The sequence below is a fragment of the Nocardia sp. NBC_01499 genome, from assembly GCF_045040275.1.
GTDB lineage: Bacteria > Actinomycetota > Actinomycetes > Mycobacteriales > Mycobacteriaceae > Nocardia.
This window is the reverse complement of record NZ_CP109426.1, coordinates 1,741,651-1,756,639: the sequence shown is the minus strand read 5'-3', so window position 1 is coordinate 1,756,639 and position 14,989 is coordinate 1,741,651. Positions and strand designations below refer to the sequence as shown.

Annotated in this window: 13 protein-coding genes; 4 read left to right on the top strand and 9 right to left on the bottom strand. The window is 66.4% G+C overall.

The features are described 5' to 3' along the window. Window positions 1-73 precede the first annotated feature (73 nt). A complete protein-coding gene (locus OG203_RS07985) occupies window positions 74-1,069 on the top strand; it encodes an ATP-binding cassette domain-containing protein (RefSeq protein WP_405165033.1) in 996 nt (331 codons plus the stop codon). Window positions 1,070-1,131: 62 nt separating this feature from the next. After that, complete coding sequence (locus OG203_RS07980) at window positions 1,132-1,914, top strand: ABC transporter permease (protein WP_405167792.1); 783 nt, start codon at window positions 1,132-1,134, stop codon at window positions 1,912-1,914. Window positions 1,915-3,927: 2,013 nt separating this feature from the next. Here OG203_RS07980 and OG203_RS07975 read toward each other — a convergent pair. Further along, window positions 3,928-4,263, bottom strand: coding sequence for an RNA polymerase-binding protein RbpA (locus tag OG203_RS07975; RefSeq protein WP_040731279.1), 336 nt, complete (start codon window positions 4,261-4,263; stop codon window positions 3,928-3,930). A 268-nt stretch (window positions 4,264-4,531) separates the two neighbouring features. On the opposite strand from OG203_RS07975, the gene OG203_RS07970 reads away from it, so the two are divergent. After that, a complete protein-coding gene (locus OG203_RS07970; RefSeq protein WP_396973060.1) occupies window positions 4,532-4,867 on the top strand; it encodes a hypothetical protein in 336 nt (111 codons plus the stop codon). A gap of 106 nt (window positions 4,868-4,973) precedes the next feature. On the opposite strand, the gene OG203_RS07965 is transcribed toward OG203_RS07970, so the two are convergent. From OG203_RS07965 to OG203_RS07935, 7 genes are all read right to left on the bottom strand, one after another. Continuing rightward, window positions 4,974-6,101, bottom strand: a complete 1,128-nt coding sequence (locus OG203_RS07965; protein ID WP_405165032.1) for a hypothetical protein — start codon at window positions 6,099-6,101, stop codon at window positions 4,974-4,976. 479 nt (window positions 6,102-6,580) lie between these two features. Next, entirely contained in the window at window positions 6,581-6,991 is a 411-nt protein-coding gene (locus OG203_RS07960) for a YybH family protein (RefSeq protein WP_405165031.1), read from the bottom strand. A 133-nt stretch (window positions 6,992-7,124) separates the two neighbouring features. Next, window positions 7,125-8,525, bottom strand: a complete 1,401-nt coding sequence (locus OG203_RS07955; protein ID WP_405165030.1) for an amino acid permease — start codon at window positions 8,523-8,525, stop codon at window positions 7,125-7,127. Between the two features lie 120 nt (window positions 8,526-8,645). Further along, window positions 8,646-9,791, bottom strand: coding sequence for an LLM class flavin-dependent oxidoreductase (locus OG203_RS07950; RefSeq protein ID WP_405165029.1), 1,146 nt, complete (start codon window positions 9,789-9,791; stop codon window positions 8,646-8,648). A 12-nt stretch (window positions 9,792-9,803) separates the two neighbouring features. Next, window positions 9,804-10,808: an ABC transporter substrate-binding protein gene (locus OG203_RS07945; protein WP_405165028.1), complete on the bottom strand. Its 1,005-nt coding sequence runs from the start codon at window positions 10,806-10,808 to the stop codon at window positions 9,804-9,806. Then, a complete protein-coding gene (locus tag OG203_RS07940; RefSeq protein ID WP_405165027.1) occupies window positions 10,805-11,494 on the bottom strand; it encodes an ABC transporter ATP-binding protein in 690 nt (229 codons plus the stop codon). Before OG203_RS07940 ends, OG203_RS07945 begins: the two co-directional genes overlap by 4 nt. A gap of 116 nt (window positions 11,495-11,610) precedes the next feature. After that, the gene (locus OG203_RS07935; RefSeq protein ID WP_405167791.1) at window positions 11,611-12,348 is read right to left on the bottom strand and encodes an ABC transporter permease; all 738 of its coding nucleotides are present in this window, start codon (window positions 12,346-12,348) and stop codon (window positions 11,611-11,613) included. 319 nt (window positions 12,349-12,667) lie between these two features. Here OG203_RS07935 and OG203_RS07930 point away from each other — a divergent pair, with 319 nt between their 5' ends. Continuing rightward, complete coding sequence (locus OG203_RS07930) at window positions 12,668-14,173, top strand: flavin-containing monooxygenase (protein ID WP_405165026.1); 1,506 nt, start codon at window positions 12,668-12,670, stop codon at window positions 14,171-14,173. A 5-nt stretch (window positions 14,174-14,178) separates the two neighbouring features. On the opposite strand, the gene OG203_RS07925 is transcribed toward OG203_RS07930, so the two are convergent. Further along, complete coding sequence (locus OG203_RS07925) at window positions 14,179-14,907, bottom strand: TioE family transcriptional regulator (RefSeq protein WP_405165025.1); 729 nt, start codon at window positions 14,905-14,907, stop codon at window positions 14,179-14,181. Window positions 14,908-14,989: the final 82 nt, after the last annotated feature.

The following is a 14,989-nucleotide window of genomic DNA, read 5'->3' as shown; positions in this document are numbered from 1 at the left end:
CCCCGACAACGGGGGAGTTGCGTCAGGACGGCCAAGTGCGCAGACCGGGGGAATCGCTCGTGGAGGTAAACCAGTGAGCTTGGCGGTAGAGGTCCTCGGCCTGGTCAAGAGCTACGGCAAGATCCGCGTACTCGACGACATCGACCTGCAGATTCCGTCCGGCACGGTGATGGGTCTGCTCGGGCCGAACGGGGCCGGCAAAACGACGACGGTTCGCATCGTCACCACCCTGCTCAGCCCGGACGCCGGATCGGTCCGGGTGGCCGGGGTAGACGTGCTGCGCAATCCGGGCGCGGCACGGCGGCGGATCGGTCTGTCCGGCCAGTACGCCGCGGTCGACGCGAATCTGTCCGGGTACGAGAACCTGCGCATGGTGGCCCGGCTGTACGGGATGTCGTCGCGGCAGTCCACGGTCCGGGCGATGGAACTGTTGAGCGCGTTCGGGTTGGAGCACGCGGCGGACCGCAGGGCGGGCACCTACTCCGGCGGTATGGCGCGGCGGCTCGACCTGGCCGGTGCGCTCGTCGCCCGGCCCGCCGTGGTGGTGCTGGACGAACCGACCACCGGACTCGACCCGCGCGGCAGGCTCGACATGTGGCGCGTCATCGGCGAACTCGTCGACGACGGCACCACCGTGCTGCTCACCACCCAGTACCTGGAAGAAGCCGATCTGCTCGCCGACCGGATCACCGTCATCGACCGTGGCCGGGTGATCGCGCGCGGGTCGGCGGACGAGCTGAAGATGTCCATCGGCGGCGACCGGCTCACCGTCACCCTCGCCGCCGGACAGGACGTCAAACCTGCCCTGACCGTGCTGGCCCAGGTCGGCATCGGCGAACCGAGCCACGAGGCCGACACCAACGAGGCGTCGATCGTGGTCGGCGACGGCTCGCGCACCATGGTCGAAGCGCTGCGCCGCCTCGACGACGCTGGCGTGTGCGTGGTGGACGCCAATGTCCATCGGCCGAGCCTGGACGACGTATTCCTTTCCCTCACCGGCACTTCGGCCCGCGATTCGGCCGACCGCCAGCCAGAAACCGATGACGTACAAGAGGAGATCCTGTCGTGACCGCTGTCATGGATATGCCGAAAATGCAAGTGGTTCAGCTGGATTCGGGGCCACGGTTGCGAATCTTCCGAGACAGTGCGATCGTTGCCCACCGCAATCTGCTGACCATTCTTCGGGTGCCTACGTTGTTGGTGACCGCGACGATTCAGCCGTTGATGTTCGTGTTCCTGTTCGCGTACATTTTCGGTGGGTCGCTGGGCGGCAGTCAGTATCGCGAATTCCTGCTGGCCGGAATCTTCACGCAGACAGTCGCTTTCAACGCGGCGTTCACCACCGTCGGCCTGGCCAGTGATTTGCAGAAGGGCATCATCGATCGGATGCGCACGCTGCCGATGTCGCGGCTCGCGGTATTGATGGGTCGTACCCTGTCCGATCTGGTCGTCAATGTGCTCAGCGTCGCGGTGATGGTCGGCTGCGGTTATGTGGTCGGCTGGCGGATCAATGGCGGAATAGCTGACGCCGCACTCGCTTTCGGCGTGATTCTGCTGTTCGCCTTCGCGATGTCCTGGGTCGGCGCGCTCACCGGCTTGATGTCACCGAATGTCGAAGTAGCGCAGAGCGCGGGCCTGATCTGGCTGTTCCCCCTGTCCTTCATCTCCTCGGCCTTCATCCCCGGACAAACCCTCCCCGGCCCGCTGCGCACGATCGCCGAATGGAATCCGATCACCGCCGTCTCCGCCGCAGGCCGCAAACTCTTCGACAACGACGCCCCACCCGCATTCGCCCACCCCACCGGATGGGCCGCCGACCACTGCGTCGGATACGCAGTCGGCTGCTCACTCGCCATCCTGGCTGTAGCGGTTCCTCTGGCACTGCTGCGCTACCGAAAGGTCGCCAGCCACTAGCCGTTTCGATTCAGCCCGCACCCAAGTCGATCCCGATATCGAATCCATCCCCGCAAATAAGCCGCTCGAAAACAGCACCACAGCCAGCCCCCAACAGCTCGGCCCAGGGGGTAGGCATTTCATGATCAACGGCATACGATGCGCGCCCAACGGGACATGATGGCGGCCGTACTCGCACTTTCCCGCCACCATGTCCCGTTGGACGATCAACGTCACTCCGTCCGGGACATGAGGGCGGTCCCGCTCGCACTTCTCCGCCACCATGTCCCGTTGGACGGTCAACCTCACTCCGTATGGGACATGAGGGCGGTCTCACTCGCATTTTCCCGCCACCATGTCCCGTTGGGTATGAAGATCTCACTACCTGAGACCGTCCTACTTGGAAAACGCTCGAAAACAGCACCACAGCCAGTCCTCCCCTCCTCAACCGCCACTTCCCACACCCGGGCCGCGGCAGAGAAGGTCGGGCACCCCACCTGACGCGCTCAGCACTACTCGGGTATCCCACGGATCGCCGAAAACCCTGGGGGAGTACACCCTTGGACTTCTCTCAGCACTCGATCCTGGGCGGGTATACCAAGAGACATCCGTCAAGGTGGACCGTCCCAGGTGTTTACCCAGCAGTGCTGGGCGCGTCGCCTGCGGTACCCGGCTGTAGTTATCAGTCAGGCGCGCGGGGTGGAAGTTCCAGCGTGGTCATCTGGCTGTGGTTGCGTCACAAACGCTTTCGACAAGAGGTGGTCATCGTGTGGCGGTATGGAGGAGGGGGCTCACACAGTATGCATACCTGGCAGCGGGCGTAGAGCCCCTGTGAAAGGTATGCACGCCCTGTGGGTTCGGCAGTCGAGGTCCGTTGGAGCGAGTCAGGCGCCGATCGGCAGCATTACTTCAGGCTCCGTCCCCGGCGCGGCCCGCCCCCTGCCCGGCCTGAGCCCGAACCCGAGCCCGGACAGGGTCCGAACCCATGGTCGAGCCAGGACCAGGGCCTCGGCGTCGAGGTTGAGCTCGGATAGGGCCTGAGCCCGCGGTCGAGCCCTGGCCAGGGCTCGAGCCGAGGCGGGGCCTGGACCGGGGCCTCGGCGTCGAGGTTGAGCCCGAATAGGGCCCGAACCCGCGGTCGAGCCCGGACCAGGGCCTCGGCGTCGCGGTCGAGCCCGAATAGGGCCTGAGCCCGCGGTCGAGCCAGGGCCAGGGCCAGAGCCGAGGCCGAGCCCGGACCAGGGCCAGAGCCGAGGCCGGGCCCGGGCCAGGGTATCGGCTTCGAGGTTGAGCCCGGATAGGGCCTGAGCCCGTGGTCGAGTCCGGGCCTGGGCCAGAGCCGAGGCCGAGCCCGGACCAGGGCCAGAGCCGAGGCCGGGCCCGGGCCAGGGTATCGGCTTCGAGGTTGAGCCCGGATAGGGCCTGAGCCCGTGGTCGAGTCCGGGCCTGGGCTTGAGTCGAGGCGGGGCCCGGGCCAGGGTATCGGCTTCGAGGTTGAGCCCGGATAGGGCCTGAGCCCGTGGTCGAGTCCGGGCCTGGGCTTGAGTCGAGGCGGGGCCCGGGCCGGGGTATCGGCTTCGAGGTTGAGCCCGGATAGGGCCTGAGCCCGTGGTCGAGTCCGGGCCTGGGCTTGAGTCGAGGCGGGGCCCGGGCCGGGGTATCGGCTTCGAGGTTGAGCCCGGGTAGGGCCCGAACCCGTGGTCGAGCCCGGACCAGGGCCTGAGCCGAGGCCGGGCCCGGACCAGGGCCAGAGGCTGGGCCCGGACCAGGGCCTCGGCGTCCGGGATCTGCACCCTTTCTTGGGGATTCGCACTGGTTGTGGGCACTTAGGGGGGCGGATTCACGTGTTGGGGTGCGGATCCTGCCGATGCGGGCCGGTTTCAAGATCATGGGGAACTGGTGGCGGGGGCTTCTCGAACTTTGCCGCCACCAGTTCCCCATGATCTTGAACGGAGCTTCGGAGCTTGCTTGGGGTATGCGAAAGGCCGCCTTCATCGGGGGATGTAGGCGGCCTTTTCGGCTGACTAGGTGCCTTTAGACGCGGCGGCGGGTCTTGAGGAGGTCGAGGCGCTCCTTGAGCAGCTCCTCGAGCTCTTCCTTGCTGCGGCGTTCCAGCAGCATGTCCCAGTGGGTGCGCGGGGGCTTGACCTTCTTGGTCTCGACGGTGGTGCCCTCGATCAGCATGCCTTCCTGACCGTTGCGGCAAAGCCACGTCGGGGGGATTTCGGCGTCGTCGGCGAACGGGACGTCGAATTCTTCACCGTTGTCGGTGCGGTACCGGGCGATCCGACGCGGAGCCAGGTCGTGGTCGCGATCGGTCTCGTAGCTCACCGCTCCGAGCCGACTGCCCCGGAGTACGCGATCTGCCATGGTGTGCCTCTCCCTGTGTGCTCGAGTCTTGTTGCTGCGACCGTACGAGCGTTTGGTGCTCGCTGGACGTTATGTGCAACGAACGGGCCTGCGCCGATAGTTCCCGACGGGCCGCGGAACCGTTCCATTGTAGTGCCAACGGCGCGCCGACCTCGCCACGCCTGCCGTCCGGCGGTTCCCGGGGGTCGCTGAGCGGCTTCGAGCCGTTGAACCATTAAGGTTCTGCGTCATGTCGCGCCGCTCGCTGTCCCGCTAGGGGGTGTGTTCCATCTCAGATCGTCGTCACTCTCGCCAACTGTCCTGCCTGTGGTGTGGGCGGGAGATCGTGGAGTCGGAGGCCGGACGTCGTCGCCGGTACTGCCGCCAGTCCTGTCGCCAACGCGCCTACGAGAACCGCAACAGTCTGAAGGGCACCGGGATCCCCGACGATTCCGTCGTGCTCAGCGCCCAGGAGGCCGCCGACCTGGCCGACCGCTGGTTCGCCGCCCGTTGCGCCGCCGAGGACGTAGCCACCGCCATCGAAGAGGGCGCCAGCCCCGACGAACTGGCCATGCTAGGCAAAACCCTGCTCGAACTGACCAGGGACGCCGAACGTCTACGTTGACCGGTCGCGACAGGCCGCGACCCATCATCGACTTGGGCAACGACGTGCTCTTGGCCGATGCACGCGTCGAGAACACGGAACCTACGCCAGGTACTTCTGGCGGTGGCTAGGCCTGGAACTCGTTGTCAGCCTTCAGGTCTGCGACTGCGTGCAGTGTGGCGGGTGCCGGGCGGAGGGGGACGATCTCGGCGTCTGCGGTGGGATCGTTCGATTCGACGCGGGCTCTCCAGTAGATGAGACCGAGTAGCGCGGCGACACCTGCGATGAGTCCGGCGAAGGAAATGAGCGTGGTGCCGTCCGGGTGGATGAGTGACTGCGCGCGCATCGCCTGGGTGAACACGATGGCCAGGAAGCCGGTATAGCCGAGGGCGAGCACGCCGATGACTGCCGCGCGGGTGCGTTCGGCGCGTAGCCAGGGGTAGCGCGGGGCCAGCCAGGCCAGGATGACGACGACGAGCAGCAAGAACTGAATGCCGTGCAAGCCGACGAAGTGCGGGACGCGGAGGTCGCCGCCGATGGTGCTCCAGTGCGTGATGGGCATACCCGCCGCGGCATCACGTGGCGACAGGTCTCGGTTCGCGGGGTCGATGACGGTGTGACCGGCGACCAGTTCTACGACATTGCCGTCGGCGTCGCGGACCAGCTGTTTGCCGGTGAAGCCCATCAGATAGCCGAGCATCATCCCGACGACCGCCAGGAACAGTCCGGCATGGATGGCCCGTGCGGTCGGCCGATCCACCAGCCGCTGCCAGGACAGGATCAGCACGATGATCAGGTTCGCGAAGAACAGCCCGGGCACGCCGGACTGGAACACCTGCTGACCGATCTCGTTCACCGCGTCGGTCTCGGAATTGAAGTGGCTGAAGGTGCCGCGCGCAGCCTGCAACGCGATGAACCCGACATCGACGAACCCGGTCACCGCGAACACCGTGCCCAACCACCACGTCACGCGACTTCCCCTGTGCGGCAACGACAACAGCCAAGCCAACGTGAGCCCATACAGTGCGAACGCGATCCCGAACTTCATCGGCTTCAACCACACCGACTCCCCGAGCAACATGCGATCATCGACGAACATCGCCACCAAACTGACAACGACGAGCACGACCATCACGACCGCCATCCACATCAGCGGCCGATGCAACCGACCAGCGGCCGCGGCAACCACGCCGCCGCGGCGATGCCGCGCCGACGACCGACCATCGAGTACAGCAGCGAATTGTATTGTTGGCATGGACCGACGGTAGAAATCGTCACCCCCGGAAGACGTCCCGCCGCAGCACTATTCACCTCTAGCACCGGAGTACTGATCAGCTCGACCATCTCCATCGACGAACCTACCCCGATGGCGAATGATGTTGTGCGCGTGGACCGACGGTAGACATCGCCACCCCACAAGACGTCCACCGCCGCTTTCTCAGCGCCCGATGATGAACTCACCTCGCCGACTAGTCCTGTTGTGGTCGGACCGTCCGTCGGCCGCGCTATCGGATGATTTGATTGCTGGGCTGTCCGTCAGTCTTGTTGCAGGATGTCCTGGCGACCGAACTGGCTGTCCTGCCGTTGAGTCTGCGACAGGACCCTGTCGGTCCCGCTGCGGGACGATTCGGCGGCGAGGCTGCCTGTCGGCCGCGCTATCGGATGATTCGGTTGCTGGGGCCGTCCGTCAGCCTGTTGCAGCATGCCCCGGCGACCGAACGCTCGTCGGCCCGATCAGATCGTAGGCAGGCTGGCGTCTGGGAACGAGTGGTGTTCGTGCGCGACGATCCACCGGCCGTTTTCTTTGCGCAGGCCGAGGGTGAGGCGGAGGCGGCGGTTGGGGTCCTTGGCGAAATCCTCGGCTGTTCCGCAGAGCAGGAGGGCGTGGGCGAAGGCGACGTCGGTGCCTGCGGTGACGTCCAGTGAGACGATTTCGAAGGTCGCGCCTTGCGCCTGCCATTCGAAGAAGCCGGGCCAGGAGGCCTGGTAGGCGTCGATGCCGCGCAGGCCCTCGTCCGGCGGCGGCACGTCGAACATGACGATGTCGGGGGCGTGATCGGCGAGAACGGCAGCCAGGTCGCCGGCGTGCACGGCGGCCGCCCACCGCTCGATCAGCACCCGGATTGTCTTCTCGTCGTCCGACATCGTTCATCGTCCCTTCGTATGGTGCCTCACCAGTACGTTCGGCAACTGTGAGCCTGCCGAAAACACGCATGGGACGCAATGGATTCCGCGTCATATGTGAGATATCCCGACCGTCATGGGCCGGTTTCCGCTGCTAGTCCACTGCGGCGGGGGCAAGAGTCGAGCGTTTACGGCCGTAACCGAGATAGACGACGAGACCGACAACGACCCACACCACGAACCGCACCCAGGTCAATCCGTCCAGCGTCGTCGCGAGCAACACGCACCCGATCAGCGCAAGCACCGGAACCACCGGAACAAACGGCGTGCGGAACGGCCGCTCCCGCTCGGGCTCGGCCCTGCGCAACACCAGCACCCCGACGCACACCACCGCGAACGCGGACAGCGCACCGATATTCACCAGCTCCACCACGATGTCGATAGGCAGCAAACCGGCGATCACCGCACCGACCGCACCGAGCAGCAGCGTAAGCCGCACGGGCGTGGAACGCTTGCCGGTCTGCGCAAGACCGAAGGGCAGCAACCGATCTCGGCACATCGCGAACATCAGCCGCACCTGCGCGTAGACGATCAACAGCAGCCCCTTGGTCAACGCGATGATCGAGGCGATCACGATGACATTGCCGATCCAGCCGATCTTCAATCCACCGAACGCCGTCGCGATCGGCGCACCATTGTTCAGCGACGCGAACGGCGCGATCCCGGTGAGCACGGCACTGACCAGGGCATAAAGCACGGTGGCGACGAGCACCGTGCCGATGATGGCGAACGGCACGTCCTTGCGCGGATTACGCGCCTCCTCGGCCGAGGCCGCGACCACATCGAAGCCGAGGAACGCGAAGAACGCGATCGCCGCGCCGCCGACGATGCCGCCGAAACCGAAGGGCGCGAACGGAGTCCAGTTGTTCACGTCGATATGCGGCGCACCCACCGCGACAACCAGCACAAGCACACCGATCGTCACCCCGACAAGCGCCTTGGTGATCCGCGCGGTCAACGACACCTCACCGACCAGCACCGCGACGATCACCCCGATGATCAGCACCGCGGGCAGATTCACGATCCCGCCCTCGCCGGGACCCGCCGCGAGCGCCTTCGGAACGGTGATCCCGAATATCGAATCCAGCGCCGACACCGTCGTCCCTGACCAGCCGATCGCGACCGCGGCCCCCGCGATCACGAACTCCAGCAACAGATTCCAGCCCACCAGGAACGCGGGCCCCTCGCCGAGCGTGGCGTAGGTATAGGTGTAGGCACTGCCCGACACCGGCACCATCGCCGCCAGCTCGCTGTAGCAGAGCGCGACAAGCACGCAGACCGTCCCGGCCAACAGGAACGACAGCACGATCGACGGCCCGGCCTTCTCCGCCGCGGCCACACCGGTGATCACGAAGATGCCGGCGCCGACGATGGTGCCGACACCCATCGCCGTGAGGTCGATGCGCCCGAGCCTGCGCGCCAGCGTCGGCGCCCCGTCGGTCGTCGCGGTGTCGGGCAGGCGGCGGCGCCATCGCTGAGCGGCTGGGGTGGTCATGACTCCCTTATGAACTCGTCTAGAGGTCCCGCCTGTGAGCCGGACCGACAGACCATTCTGGTTGAGGTGAGTCAGTCACCGTTAACTGGGTGCAACTGGGGAACGCAGTGACCAGGTAGATCAGCTGCTGGACGACGCCGCGAACGGCGTGGCGGCTGGCGCGGCGGCCGGACGAGACGGGTGGCTCCACAGCCCCTTGCGCTCCAGGATCGGCAACACACCCTCGCCGAACCAGTACGCCTCCTCCAGGTGCGGATATCCGGACAGGATGAAGTGGCTGATGCCGAGCTTCGAGTACTCGACCAGCCGCTCGGCGACCTCGGCATGCGAGCCGACCAGCGCGGTCCCCGCGCCACCGCGGACAAGCCCGACCCCGGCCCACAGGTTAGGCGCGATCTCCAACCGATCGGTGCTGCCGCCGTGCAACTCCGACATCCGCCGCTGCCCCTCCGACTCGCTGCGCGCCAGGCTCGCCTGCACCCGCTCGACGTCGGCCGGATCGATGCCCTGCAGCAGGCGGTCGGCCTCGGCCCACGCCTCCTCGGAGGTGTCGCGGCTGATCACGTGGATGCGCAGGCCGTAGTCGAGAACGCGACCCTGATCGACGGCGAGCCGACGGATCCACTCCAGTTTCCTGCTCACCGCGAGCAGCGGTTCACCCCAGGTGAGGTAGGTGTCGGCGTAGCGGGCCGCGACCGGTCCGGCCGGAGCGGAGGAACCGCCGAAGAACACCGGCGGAATCGGATCGGGCCGGTTGCTCAGCAGCGCGTCGCGGACGTGAATGTGCTCGCCCTCGAACGTGATCGGCTCGTGCGAGTGCCACAGCTCCCGCACCACGTGCAGGAATTCGCCGGTGCGCGCGTAGCGCTGCTCCTTGTCCAGGAAGTCGCCGTAGGCCTGCTGTTCGTGCGGCTCGCCGCCGGTCACCACGTTCAGCAGCAGCCTGCCCCGCGAATGCCGCTGGAAGGTGCCCGCCATCTGCGCGGCCAGCGTCGGGCTCACCAAACCGGGACGCAACGCGACCAGGAACTTCAGCGTCTCGGTGGTCTCGACCATCATCGCCGTGGTGAGCCAGGCGTCCTCGCACCAGGCACCGGTCGGGGTGAGGACGGCCTCGAAGCCGTTGTCCTCGGCGGCCGCGCCGATCTGATTCAGGTAGCGCAGCGTCGCGGGACGGTCGCCGGACATGAAGGTGCCGTGTCCGCCCGCAACCAGGCCGCGGGAGTCACCGTAGGTGGGCAGGAACCAATGGAATGACAAAGTCATGGAGCCAACTCCTCAGGAAGCGGGGAACAGGTCGTTGAAACGGGTGTCGGTGTAGTCGGTGATGTTCACCTTTCCGGGGATGAGCCCGGCGTCGGCGAACACGTCGGCGACACCCTGCTCGGCCGCGATGGTGGCCGGGTCGAGCGGATGGTCTTGGTAGCGGCCACGTTTCACGACGGTGAGGATCACGTCATAGGGCAGGCCGGTGAGGTCGGCGTAGGTCTTTGCCCACTGTTCGGGGTGATCGTTCACCCAGGTGTGCGCCCGTGCGATCCGGGCGATCAGGTCGCGCAGTGCGGCGGAGGTCGCCTTGCTGCCCAGCGCCTTGGTGCTGGCGACGAAGAAGGCGTCACCGGCGACATACCCGTTGCCGTTCACCAGGATTCGCGCGTTGGACTGCTGCTCGGCCTGCGCGGTGTACGGGTCCCAGATGGCCCAGGCGTCGACCCGGCCGGTGGACAGCGCGGCGAGCGCGTCCGGCGGCTGCAGGTACTGCGGTTCGATCTGATCCCATTTGATGCCCGCCTTGTTCAGCACGGCGAGCAGTTGGTGGTGTGCCGAACTGCCCTTGGCGACGGCGATCTTCTTGCCGCGCAAGTCTTCTGGAGTGCGCAGGGGCGAGTCCTTCGGTACCACGACGGCCTGGCCTTCGGTGCCGCCCTGATAGCCGCTGACGATCTTGATCGCCGACTTGGCCGCGGCCGCGAACACCGGCGGGGCATTGCCGACGCCGCCGATATCGACCGCACCAGCGTTGATCGCCTCCAGCATCGGCGGGCCGGACTGATACTGCGACCAGGTGATCTTGTAGGGCGTCTTGTCCAGCTCGCCCGCCGCGGTGAGCAGCGCCTGCAGCCCGGTGCCCTTCTGATCGCCCGCGTGCAACGTCACCTGGGACAGGTCGATCGAACCGTCGGGGCGGACCGCCGCATCGTCGGCCTTGTCGGACCCGCAGGCCGTGCCGACCGCCACGACCAATGCGAGAGTCGTTGCGAGCAGCAGCCTTCTGGCTTTCATTCGGTTCCTTCCGGTGCCACGCCGAGCTCGGCGAGCAGAGTTTCGCGCAGGGAGAGCAGATGCGGATGGTCGCCGCGGCGCGGACGCGGCAGGTCGATGCGGGATTCGTGGGCGATGCGGCCGTCGCCGAGCACAAGCACCCGGTCGGCAAGCCGCAGCGCCTCATCGACGTCGTGGGTGACCAGCAGGACACCGGGACGGCGGCGCTGCCACAGGTCGATGACGAGGCGGTGGATGGTGATCCTGGTCAGCGCGTCGAGCGCGCTGAAGGGCTCGTCGAGCAGCAGCAGCTCCGGCTCGCGGACCAGCGCGCGGGCGAGGCTGGCCCGTTGCGCCTCACCGCCGGACAGGGTGAGCGGCCAGGCGTTCGCGCGTTCGGTGAGGCCGACCTCGGCGAGCGCGGCACGGGCCGCGGACTTGGGGTCGCTGTGGCGCAGGCCGAGAAATACGTTGGCCAGCACGCGTTTCCACGGCACCAGGCGAGGTTCCTGAAAGGCAACGGCGATCGTGCCGTTCGTGGTCAGTTCGCCGTGGACGTCCTTGTCGAGACCGGCGAGCGCACGCAGCAGAGTGGACTTGCCCGAACCGCTGCGGCCGAGTAGCGCGACGAATTCGCCTGGCGCGATGTCGAGATCGAGGCCGTCGAGCACACGGCGACCATCGAATTCGCGGACAAGGCCGCGCACTCGGGCGACCGGAGTCGCAACGGAAGTCGTTGCCGCCGAACGCTCCCCGTTTGATTCGACACGGGAACGGACGGATGTCCTTTCCGTGCTTGCGTTGTCGATCAGTTCTTCGGTAATCACTGCCCCAGGAACCCGCGTCGCCATGCCAGGGCCTTTCTCTCGATCAATCGGACGAACGCGTCGGTCAGCAGACCGAGCACGCAGTACACGAGCAGCCCGACGACGATGACGTCGGTGCGCAGGAATTCACGGGCGTCGTTGATCAGAAAACCAAGTCCCGCATCGGCATTGACCTGCTCGGCGACGATCAACGCCAGCCAGGCGATACCGAGCGACTGGCGCAGCCCGACCAGCGTCTGCGGCAGCGCACCCGGCAGCACGATATGCCCGATCAGCGCGATCCGGCCGAGCTGCTGCACCTGCGCGAGCTCGGCCAGTTTGCTGTCCACCCCGCGGATACCGGCGAAGGTGTTGAGGTACAACGGAATCGCCGCGCCGAACGCGACGAGCACCACCTTCGGCAACTCACCGATCCCGAACCACAGGATGAAAAGCGGAATCAGCCCGTAGAACGGCAAGGTCCGCAGCATCTGCATCGGCGGATCGACGACATACTCGCCGATCGTGCTCAATCCGGCGAGAATGGCGAGGCCGATGCCGAGCACCGCACCGAATACGAACCCGGTCGCCGCCCGGCCGAGCGACACCGTGATCGCTTCCTGCAACGTCCCTGCCTGCAACAGTTCCCAGGTGGTTTTCACGATCGTGAGCGGCGAGGCCAGCAGCCGTTCCGGCAGTACCCCGGTGCCACTGGCCAGCTGCCACGCCACGACGAGGACCAGCGGGCTGACGATCCGTAACCAGGTCTTGCGCGGCCGCCACCGAGCCGCCGACCGAACCCGAATCGGTGTCGGCTCCAAGACAATTGATGACACGCGACACCTCGGGTAGGGGACAAGATCCGCGCAGCGCTACTGAGCACGCCGCAGTCATCCATGCTGTGCCCGCGACGCGCCGGAGTCACCGGTTGAAACCAGCACGGTTTTAATTGCCGCTCCGGCGTTAGCATGTTCCCAGCAACCGGACTAGACGTAACCTCAGATAACACGTAACCTCGGCAGTAGCTCTCGGTCGAAGGTGACCGAGGCGTGAGCAGACGAAACGAGTTCCTCAATGACGCGGCATGTCGACGTACTGATCATCGGCGCCGGCCTCTCCGGCATCGGCATGGCCTGCCACCTCACCCGCGAAAAGACCGGGCGCAGCTACGCGATCCTGGAGCGCCGCACCGCCATCGGCGGCACCTGGGACCTGTTCAAGTACCCCGGCATCCGTTCCGACTCGGACATGTACACCTTCGGCTACGGCTTCCGCCCGTGGACCGGCACCAAGGTGCTCGCCGACGGCCCGAACATCCGCCAGTACGTCGAGGACACCGCCGCCGAATACGGCGTCAAGGAGCACATCCACTTCGGTCGCAAGGTGACCACCGCCCGCTGGTCGAGCGAGGCGGGGCTCTGGACCGTCGAGGCACTCGACGAGCAGACCGGCGTCACCGAGACCTTCACCAGCAACTTCCTCGTCGGCTGCACCGGCTACTACGACTACGACAACGGCTACCGTCCGGAATTTCCCGGCGAGGCCGACTTCGGCGGGCAGATCGTGCACCCGCAGCACTGGCCCGAGGATCTCGACTATCGCGGCAAGCGGGTCGTCGTGATCGGCAGCGGCGCCACCGCGATCACCTTGATCCCCGCGATGAGCAAGGACGCCGCGCACGTCACCATGTTGCAGCGCTCGCCGACCTACATCACCGCGCTGCCCGCCGACGACCCGGTCGCCGTCGGCTTGAAGCTGGCCAGGGTGCCGGTCAAGCTGGCCTATCGGGTGGGCCGTGCGCGCAATATCGCGTTGCAGCGCGCCAGTTTTCAGCTGTCCCGCACCAATCCCGCCGCGGCCAAGAAGGTGCTGCTCGGCGCGGTGCGGATGCAGCTCGGCCCTGACATCGACATGCGGCATTTCACGCCGTCCTACAACCCGTGGGACCAGCGGCTGTGCGTCGTGCCGAACGGTGACCTGTTCAAGGTGCTGCGCAGCGGTAAGGCTTCCATCGCCACCGACCGCATCGAGACCTTCACCGAGACCGGCATCCGCCTCGCCTCGGGCGAGGAACTGCCCGCCGACATCGTGATCAGCGCGACCGGCCTGCGCGTGCAGATACTCGGCGGCGCCACCCTCGAAGTGGACGGTGAGCCGGTCGTCACCCGCGATCGTGTCGTCTACAAGGGCGCTTTGCTCGACAGCATCCCCAACGCGCTGATGGTCCTCGGCTACACCAACGCCTCCTGGACGCTCAAGGCCGATCTCGCCGCCGAGTACTTCTGCCGGGTTCTCAACCACATGAAGGCGAACGGTTACACGAAAATGGTTGCGGTGGCCGAAGAAGGCGACCGGTCCACCGACTCCGTCATGGGCGGCGCCCTCACCTCCGGCTACATCCAGCGTGGTGACGCGGTCATGCCTCGCCAGGGCACTCGCGGGCCGTGGCTGGTCATCAACAATTTCTTCCGTGACCGCAAGATGCTCCGCAAGGGGGCCATCGAAGACGGTGTCCTGACCTTCAGCCGGGCCGCGAACGAGACCAAGGATCGCCCGCTGGCGGTAACCCGCACCGCCTGACCTCGCTAGGTGATCTGTTCTGGCAGAACATGATCGAGCATGCGCAGGTACTGGCTGAGCTGAGCGGCGGCGTCGAGCATGGCGACACCCTGTGCGGTGAGTTTGCGCTGCCAGTCGTTCAGTGCGTCAGCCATTGCGGCTGTGCCGCCTGCTGTTCGGATCTGCTGGATCACGGTGCGGATGTGGTCGAGCGGGTAGCCCCCGCGCCGGAGCAGATCGGTGAGTTGGGCGTCGCGGATATCGCTTGCGCCGTAACGGCGGTAGCCGGTGGCTGGATCACGGGCGGGGTTGAGAATGCCCGCGCCTTCCCAATTGCGAAGGGTCGCAGGGGTAATCCGGAGTAGGTGCGCGAGTTCACCGATGGTCCGGGTGTCGTCGGATAGGTCCGCGACCGCGTCGGACTCCGCCGTCAGGTGCGCCACTGCTTTGCGCACCGCATCGAGGGTGTCCCTGTCGCGGAGCAACTGGCTGTGGCCGCGGTCGATGGTCAGCAGAACGCCGTCGAGTCCGGCATCGTGGAGTGCGTTCATGATCTGGCCGCTGGCCGCGTGCCCATACGCTGGGATGAGCGCGAGGTAGGTGCGCAGCGCTGCCGCGTGCACCTCGGTGTAGATCCGGTAGCCGCTGGGAGTGCGCGCGGCGGGTGGGAGGCAGCCGTCGCGCTCGTAATTGCGGACGGCCTGGGTCGAGATGCCATGCTCGCGGGCAAGGTCGGCGGGACGCAAGGTGATCACCGGTTTGAGACTTTACCGCACGTAGAGTCGGTCAGAGGCCGGGAAAGTATCAACCGATCTTTCAACGATACGATTGAGACAC